The organism is Luteimonas terrae (assembly GCF_031457535.1).
In the GTDB taxonomy this organism is placed as follows: domain Bacteria; phylum Pseudomonadota; class Gammaproteobacteria; order Xanthomonadales; family Xanthomonadaceae; genus Luteimonas; species Luteimonas terrae_A.
Map to the genome: position 1 here is coordinate 334,023 of NZ_JAVDWO010000003.1, position 7,251 is coordinate 341,273.

Annotated in this window: 10 protein-coding genes; 2 read left to right on the forward strand and 8 right to left on the reverse strand. The window is 66.2% G+C overall.

Annotation, left to right across the window (positions count from 1 at the left end):
* Nucleotides 1-179 precede the first annotated feature (179 nt).
* A complete protein-coding gene (locus J2W68_RS05575; protein ID WP_310233445.1) occupies nt 180-962 on the reverse strand; it encodes an SDR family oxidoreductase in 783 nt (260 codons plus the stop codon).
* Nucleotides 959-1,288, reverse strand: a complete 330-nt coding sequence (locus J2W68_RS05580) for a nuclear transport factor 2 family protein (protein WP_310233446.1) — start codon at nt 1,286-1,288, stop codon at nt 959-961. Before J2W68_RS05580 ends, J2W68_RS05575 begins: the two co-directional genes overlap by 4 nt.
* 97 nt (nt 1,289-1,385) lie before the next feature.
* Between J2W68_RS05580 and J2W68_RS05585 the strand changes: the two genes are divergently transcribed.
* Complete coding sequence (locus J2W68_RS05585) at nt 1,386-2,324, forward strand: LysR family transcriptional regulator (RefSeq protein ID WP_310233447.1); 939 nt, start codon at nt 1,386-1,388, stop codon at nt 2,322-2,324.
* Between the two features lie 59 nt (nt 2,325-2,383).
* On the opposite strand, the gene J2W68_RS05590 is transcribed toward J2W68_RS05585, so the two are convergent.
* Nucleotides 2,384-3,097, reverse strand: coding sequence for a DUF899 family protein (locus J2W68_RS05590; protein WP_310233449.1), 714 nt, complete (start codon nt 3,095-3,097; stop codon nt 2,384-2,386).
* Nucleotides 3,098-3,221: 124 nt separating this feature from the next.
* The gene (locus tag J2W68_RS05595) at nt 3,222-3,575 is read right to left on the reverse strand and encodes an FKBP-type peptidyl-prolyl cis-trans isomerase (RefSeq protein WP_310233451.1); all 354 of its coding nucleotides are present in this window, start codon (nt 3,573-3,575) and stop codon (nt 3,222-3,224) included.
* Nucleotides 3,576-3,796: 221 nt separating this feature from the next.
* Here J2W68_RS05595 and J2W68_RS05600 point away from each other — a divergent pair, with 221 nt between their 5' ends.
* Entirely contained in the window at nt 3,797-4,003 is a 207-nt protein-coding gene (locus J2W68_RS05600; protein ID WP_310233452.1) for a hypothetical protein, read from the forward strand.
* Nucleotides 4,004-4,133: 130 nt separating this feature from the next.
* Here the strand turns inward: J2W68_RS05600 and J2W68_RS05605 are convergent, their stop codons facing one another.
* The 4 genes from J2W68_RS05605 to J2W68_RS05620 all read right to left on the reverse strand — a co-directional run bounded on the left by J2W68_RS05605 (nt 4,134) and on the right by J2W68_RS05620 (nt 6,964).
* Nucleotides 4,134-4,454: a hypothetical protein gene (locus tag J2W68_RS05605; RefSeq protein WP_310233453.1), complete on the reverse strand. Its 321-nt coding sequence runs from the start codon at nt 4,452-4,454 to the stop codon at nt 4,134-4,136.
* Between the two features lie 132 nt (nt 4,455-4,586).
* Nucleotides 4,587-4,832 carry an XAC0095 family protein gene (locus tag J2W68_RS05610; RefSeq protein ID WP_310233455.1) on the reverse strand — a complete coding sequence of 82 codons (246 nt, stop codon included), beginning with the start codon at nt 4,830-4,832 and terminating at the stop codon, nt 4,587-4,589.
* 389 nt (nt 4,833-5,221) lie between these two features.
* The gene (locus J2W68_RS05615; protein WP_310233456.1) at nt 5,222-5,998 is read right to left on the reverse strand and encodes a hypothetical protein; all 777 of its coding nucleotides are present in this window, start codon (nt 5,996-5,998) and stop codon (nt 5,222-5,224) included.
* A 93-nt stretch (nt 5,999-6,091) separates the two neighbouring features.
* A complete protein-coding gene (locus J2W68_RS05620) occupies nt 6,092-6,964 on the reverse strand; it encodes a hypothetical protein (RefSeq protein ID WP_310233458.1) in 873 nt (290 codons plus the stop codon).
* Between the last annotated feature and the right edge of the window lie 287 nt (nt 6,965-7,251).

Here is a 7,251-nt window from a genome sequence, read left to right on the forward strand (position 1 = left end):
TCTCCGGTCGGGATTGGATGGCGGTCTGGGTGCGGCGGGATGTGTCGTTCGGCAGCGCTACTTTTCCACAGCGTCCGGACCCTGAGGAATTCAAAGTCCGAATAATTTGATAATCCGTCCGGATCTGCGGACGCGACCGCCGGCTGCCGCGGGGCACGTCCGCGGCAGCCGGTCCTGCGTCAGGCGGTGGGGACCGTGCCGCCGTCGATCGTGACCTCACTGCCCGACATCGCCGCCGCGCGCGGCGAGATCAGGAACGCGATCAGATCGGCCACCTCCGCGGGCATCGCAGGCCGTCCCAGCGGAATGCCGCCCAGCGCATCCATCACCTGCTGCCGTGCGCCGGCGAGGTCGGTGTGCGCGCTGGCGGCGATGGTGCCGAGGAAGTCGGTCGCGGCTTCGGTCTCCACCCAGCCCGGCGAGACGCGCAGCGCGCGCACGCCCTGCGGCGTCACCTCTTTCGACAGCGCCTTGCTGTAGGTCGACAGCGCGGCCTTCGCCGCGGCGTAGGCGATGGTCGAGTCGTGCAGCGGCAAGCGGTGCTGGATCGAGGTCACATGCACGATCACGCCCGCGCCGCGCTCGAGCATCTCCGGCAGCACCGCGCGATCGGTGCGCACGGCCGCCATGAGATTGAGGTCCAGCGCCCTGGCCCATTCCGCGTCGTCGAGTTTCGCGAAGCCGCCCGCGGGCGCCGACGAACCGCCGACCACGTTGACCAGTGCATCCACACCGCCGAGGTGGGCGCGTGCCTCGGCCACTGCGCGCGCGGCGCCGTCGGGCGTGGCGAGATCGACCGCGAGGTAATGAACGCCGTCCACGGCCGTGTCGGGAATGGACCGCGCCGTCGCCACGACGCGGGCGCCCAGACTGGCCAGCAATGCGGAGACCGCGGCGCCCACGCCCCGCGTGCCGCCCGTGACCAGCACCCGTGTGCCGGCGAGTTGGAGATCGAAGCTCATGGCGCGATCTCCAGCGAGGCGATCCGGCCGCGGGCCAGGGTGAAGGTGTAGCGCAGGTCGACCGGGCTGCCGGGAAACGCGCCGGACACATTGCAGGTCACGACGTGCGCGCGACCGTCTTGCGCCACGGTGTGCGGCCGGGCGGTGGCGGCGTACTTCGCATCCATCGCCGTCTTCCAGTCCGCGATCTGCGCGGGGCCGCGCTGCGTGTGGCCCTCGTCCAGCACCACGCCATCGTCGTTGAAGCAGCGGGCCAACGCCTGGCCGTCCAGACGGTCGGCTTCGAAATAGGCGGCAATCGGTTCGGGTAGATCGAGTGTGTGCATGACGCGCTCCTGTTGGTTGGAGGAGTCATGCTGCGCCGCGTGAACCATACTGTGAATCGTCTATTATCGAATCAGGCCATGTCGGAAACGGTACACAATGCGCGGATCCGAATTCGCTGAACTCCGGGCCTTCGCGGCCGTCGTCGACCGGTCCAGCTTTGCCCGGGCCGCCGATCATCTGGGGCTGTCCCGCTCGGCCCTGAGCCAGATCATCCGGCAGCTCGAAGAGCGCCTGGGCGTGCGCCTGCTCAACCGCACCACGCGCAGCGTGTCGCCGACCGAAGCCGGCAGGCGCCTGCACACGCGCATCGCCCCGATGCTGCGCGACATGGACGAAGCCGTGGCCGAGGCCATGGGATCGAACGCACGCGCCGCCGGCACTTTGCGCATCAACACCTTCAGCAAGGCGGCTGAGACGCTTATCGCGCCGCGCCTCGGGCGTTTCGGCCGGGCGCATCCGCATGTCGTGCTCGACATCGTCATCAGCGATGAACTCAGCGACATCGCGGCCGAAGGTTTCGATGCCGGCATCCGCGTGGGCCGGCGACTGGAGAAGGATGTCGTCGCCGTGCGGCTGACGCCCGACGTGGAACTGATGGCGGTCGCGACACCCGACTACTTCGCCCGGTGCGGCGAGCCCGCCACGCCCGCGGATCTTGCGCGCCACGCCTGCCTCAACTTCCGCTTCCCCGGCAGCGACCGGATCGCCGGCTGGGAATTCACGAAGGACGGCAGGCAGGTCGATGTCTACGGCGAGGGCCCGGTGATCGCCAACCGCCAGAACCTGCTCTCCGCCGCGGCGCTCTCGGGGCTGGGCATTCTCTATGCCTACGACGACGACGCCGTTGTCGCGGCCTTGCAGGACGGCCGCCTCAAGCGCGTGCTCGCCGACTGGTCACCGACGGTGCCGGGCCTGTACCTCTATTACGCCAGCCGCCGCCACATGCGCCCCGCCCTGCGCGCCTTCATCGACTGCCTGCTGGATCGGGATCTGGAGGCCGATCAGGCGGGCGCGGTGGATGTTTTGGCGACCTGACGGAGATCACCCGGCAACCGCCGTTCGCGGCGACGATGCGCCGCGCTGCAAGCGGCGCGTCAATTTCGACGCGGAGCGTCATCCAGCCGCGGATACCAGTCCGTGCCGCGGCCTTCCGGCGTGGTGTCGAGCAGGATCCAGAGCGGATTCATGTCAGGCGCGTTGTGCGGATCCTGGCCCGGGTCGGCGAGATGCGCGCCGCCCTCGGCGCTGTAGAAATGCCGCAGCGTGCCGTCGCGACGCGAGAACACGGTGTACGCCGGCATGTCCGCGTCGCGCTCGCCGACGAAGTCAGCGGTGAAGTCGCCGCTGTCGTCCGAATACAGCGGCATGTCGGTCCAGCCCTGCTCGCGCCCGTACGCGGCCAGGCGCGGATACGGCGAGCGCGCGACCACCGCGATCGCGACACGCTGCTGCAGGTGTCGCACCTCCGGCTCCCACGACGCGAGCTGCGACGTGCACATCGGGCAGCCCTGCTTGCGCTGCGGCCCGTACATCATGCTGTAGACGATCAGCGTGTCGTGCCGCCCGAACAGGTCCGCGAGGCCCACCTCACCGTCCGCGCCGGTGAAGCGGTAATCGCGCGTGACCTCGCCACCCGGCGGCAACGCGCGCCGCTGTGCCGCGACGCGCGACAGATGCCGCCGCAGTTCGATCTCCTCGACCAGCAGCGCATTGCGTGCCTTGCGGTACGCGTCGCTCTCGTTGGGGAAGCGCTTCGCGGGTTGCCCGACGAGTTCAACCGCGGGCGTGAGCGTGTGTCCGGATGCCATGGCCGTGTCCTCCGATGCCGGTGGATGCGCCGGGCGCGGCAGGAGCCGATGGGCGCGGACGTCGACCCTAAGTCCGCCCGCAATCCGCGGGCGTGAAGCACTGCCGCGGCGTGCGCCGCCAGACTCAGGCGCCGAGCAATTCCACGTCGAACTTCAGCGTGGCGTTGGGCGGGATGACGCCACCGGCACCGCGTGTGCCGTAGCCGAGGCTGGCCGGAATGATCAGCGTGCGCTGGCCGCCTTCCTTCATGCCCTGCACGCCTTCGTCCCAGCCCTTGATGACCATGCCGCCGCCCAGTGGAAAGATGAAAGGTTCGTCGCGATCCTTGCTCGAATCGAACTTCGCGCCCTGCACGCCGTTCTCGAACAGCCAGCCCGTGTAGTGCACGGTCACGTTGCGGCCGGGCTGCGCTTCTGCGCCGGTGCCGACGACGATGTCTTCGTACTGCAGGCCGGACGGGGTGGTGGTGAAGGGCATGGTGGAATCCTGGTCGAATGCGGAAGCGGGACACGCAGTTTAGCGGGCCGATCGGCGTCCGACATTCTGGAACGAACCGCTCGACCGCAGGAGTGGGTGGCGTCCTTATGCATGACCCTTTGCCCAGCGGATCCTTGGCTAGAATCGAGCGAACCCGAGAGCGAGAAGACCATAGTGATTCTTATCGCCGTGCAGGGCCCCCGCACCTCGAACCACCGTTCTTGTCGACCGAGGCAGGTGATATGAGGATCCCAACAGCGGCACTCGCGGCATCTTTCACTCTCGCCCTTGTTTCGGCGTGTGGTGGAGCGGATAAGAAAGAGCAGCGCTACGAATCCGGCTACAAAGACGGCTACGCGGTCGGCTACAACACCACTTGCGAGATCAGGGCGACCTTGATCGAAGGCGATTGGAGTGATCCCGACTAATCCCGGGGGTACGCACAGGGAAATGTTGCGGGCTCGGTGACATGCCACAGCGATCGAAGAAGCGGCGACGCCGAGTAGCGCGGACGGGTCACAGGGCAGCGCGGCGGCGCCGCGCTGCCCTGCTCCATCCTCAATGCACGTGCGTTGCGCTGCGCCCGGCCACGCCAACGCAATGGCCGTACACGGCCGGCATCTCACGCACCCGCGTGCTGGCTTCCGGCTCGGCGTCGAGCACCTGCGCATTGACCTGCCGGATCAAGTCCTTCATCTCGTCCGCTCCTTCGAAGATCGCCGCACCGATCACGGTAATGGTGCCGTCCGCGACATCCGTGCCGCCGGCGGCCATCAGCAGATCGCCCTGCGCGCGCAGCAGATCAAGCAGCCGGTCGGACTCGTCCAGCTGGTCGAGCGTCATGCCGAAGGCGAAGTCCTCGGCGCTCTTCTTCGACACACGCCCCGCGTGCACGGCGTCGCGAGACGTCTCGCGCTCGTCCTCGTCCTCGTCCTCGTCGTCCTCGCCGGCTTCGTCTTCGTCTTCGCCCTCATCATCGGCCTCGACACGCGCGGCACCTGCCTGGGTCTTCTACTGCAAGCGGGCCGGCCAGGACACCGTGTCCAGCACCTGCTGCACCTGTTCGCCGAGCAGTTCCAGACACCCCGCCAACGCAGGGTGGTCGATCTCCGGGCCGTCTTCTTCCTCGTCCACGCGTGGCTCTGCCAGGCGCGACAGGAACTCGATGTGCTGGTGCAGCTTGCGCAACCGGAACTGGCTCTCCTCCGGCAGGAAATAGCCCACTTCGCCGCGAACTTCCGTCGTCAACTTCGACATCGTCGTCTCCTCATTCCCTGAAGTGCCCGTCCACGGACGTGGACGGGAAGTCGGGAGGTTAGAAACCGCTGCAAGCCGGCGGGCGTATTTCCCCGAAGGGTGTTGTATTAGCCGCCCTCCCGACGCAGGCATCACGTCGGTCCATGCCCGCGAGTGCACGGGCACAAAAAACCCACCGGTTTGACGGAGGTGGGGACCGCTTGCAGAGGAGTTTCTACGCTCCTTGGGATCGAGTCTGCTACGGGGCGTGCGCGGGCGTCAAGATCGACGGCGGCGCTATCGGAAGGTCGAGCGGTAGGAATTGTCCGCGACGTGAGCGAGCAGAAAAACTGACACTGGCGCTAGGCTCTCGAAGGAAGCCGCACTCTGACCTCGGTTCGTCGTCACCTTCACTCGCGAACTGCACCCGAGAATCGATGCATCGGGATGTCCCGATAACGCTGCCGAAGCGTTTCCGCTCGCGCGAGCAACGTGCCCAATGTCACCCCGCAGCCCGCGCCGAATACGCGAACCTCTTGACTGCGTTCCGCACAGGTCTGAATTGCCGAAATGACGCAAACTCCGGACGCGGCATCTGCCCACAGCGTGTAGAGAGAGTTCTCATCTGACTCCAGCAGAACGTCGCCGTGCGGTTGCCCGAACAACTGGGACGCTTCTTGCGCGGTCAGATCACCCAACTCCACCAGCGAAAGGCTGTGATCGAGTGTGGAAGCACCATCGATCCTCTGACGATTCACCCCGATCACATCAGGCTCGAATGACACCTCGACTGACGCAGCGTACTCCGCGATGCTTAGGTCTCCAGTTCCATCCGGCCTGAGCGCCTCTGCATTGATCTCGCCGTGGTACAGATACTCCGCCATCGCCTCTCGGCCCCAGCCGAATACCTCGTAGAGTGTCCGGACGTCCAAGGATTCAGGTGGGACGGAAAGTATCGTTGTGATCTTCATTGTTCTCACCTGCATCGATTCGCACGTGGTCGTCATGCCTCCCGGAAACGTGGAGCAAGCACGAGCCTCCATCGAAAATTGCACTCTGACCCCTGTTTTGTCAGACGGTTGCCACCACGACGAGATCGGTGACGAGATCGGTTTGGCGACGAGCGCGTGGAGCTCCTTGGGCGCCACCGAAGCTGCCGCCGCGGTCAAGCCGAGCAGCAAGCTCAACATAACGACCAGACTGCGCAGGGGATGCCACTCCCTTCGGCCTACGACTTTCAGCCCGTCGAAGTGTGTGGCCGCCCGTGAATTCCGACAGCCTCAACGCGACTGACGTTTCTCGCGAAGTTCGTGCCCGAGTACGGCCGCGTAACGCACGGCCTCATCGTAAGCGGCGGGTTTCAGCTGCGAACGTACGTAGGCATGCATGTCCAATCCGGGTGCGCAGTCCGTGGGATGGCAGTGCGCCAGCACCATCAGCGATCCCGGCGGGCAGATCCGGTAGCGGTCGCACACCGCGATGGTGACGCCGTAACCTCTCGCCCGTGCGGCTTCTTCTTCCGACAAGCCCGTTTCCAGCCAGATTGCCCGGTCTTCCTGCCGGAACTCCTCCCTCAGCAACTCTTCGTGCAGAAGCCGGAACACCAGCGGGCTGCCGGTTGCCTGCGCCCGGACCTCCGCCAGCGTTCGCAACCGCTCGATCTCGCGCGGGTCGCTCTCCGCATCGGTCGCGAACATCGCATCGATGAGCGCCGCATCCTCGTCGCCGCGCTCGGCGGCCGCGGCGATGATTTCGAACAGATTCTGGGGCGCCTGCCCGTCGAAGTCCGCGCAGAACCGACGCTTGAATCGCTCCACCTCGTCATACGACACGGCCACGCGCGCGGTCGGCGCAGACGGCCGCTTGAACGCCAAACGGCAGACCCCGTGTGCATAACTTTCGACCATCGAGACGTCGAGACTCGCCCCGGGCACCGCTGCCGCCGCGCGCGCCGCCGCATAGGTGGCGGGGCGATACACACGGGTCACTTCTTCGGGCAGGTTGATCGCGCCTTGGCCGGAAGTCACGGCCGCGCTCCCGGCGGGCCCTGCGCCGACGCTCGCGACCGGCGCATGGTCTTCGCGTGCCGGGTCCTGCCTTGCGCACCCCGCTGCGACGAATGCGGCCATCAGCAATAACGGTCCGAATTTCATAACGATGCCGCCTCCTTGCACATCTCACTCTGCCGGGCACGATGCAGGATACGGCTGAGTCCTTCAATCGCTTTCGGACAACCGTTGAGCGGGCATCTGATCCGCGACAGCGCAACCGCTTCGAGCGAAGTGAACTTGACCTCGTTATCTGTGCGCGACGGCCCAGATGAGTCGAGATAAGTGAACCTGACCCTGAGGTTTCCCCACGTTTTCACCAGTCAGATCAAACGCTTGGCGTGATCGGGGTGGAAACAAGTGCGCGCATGGCGCAGCCTTCGAGGTGACTA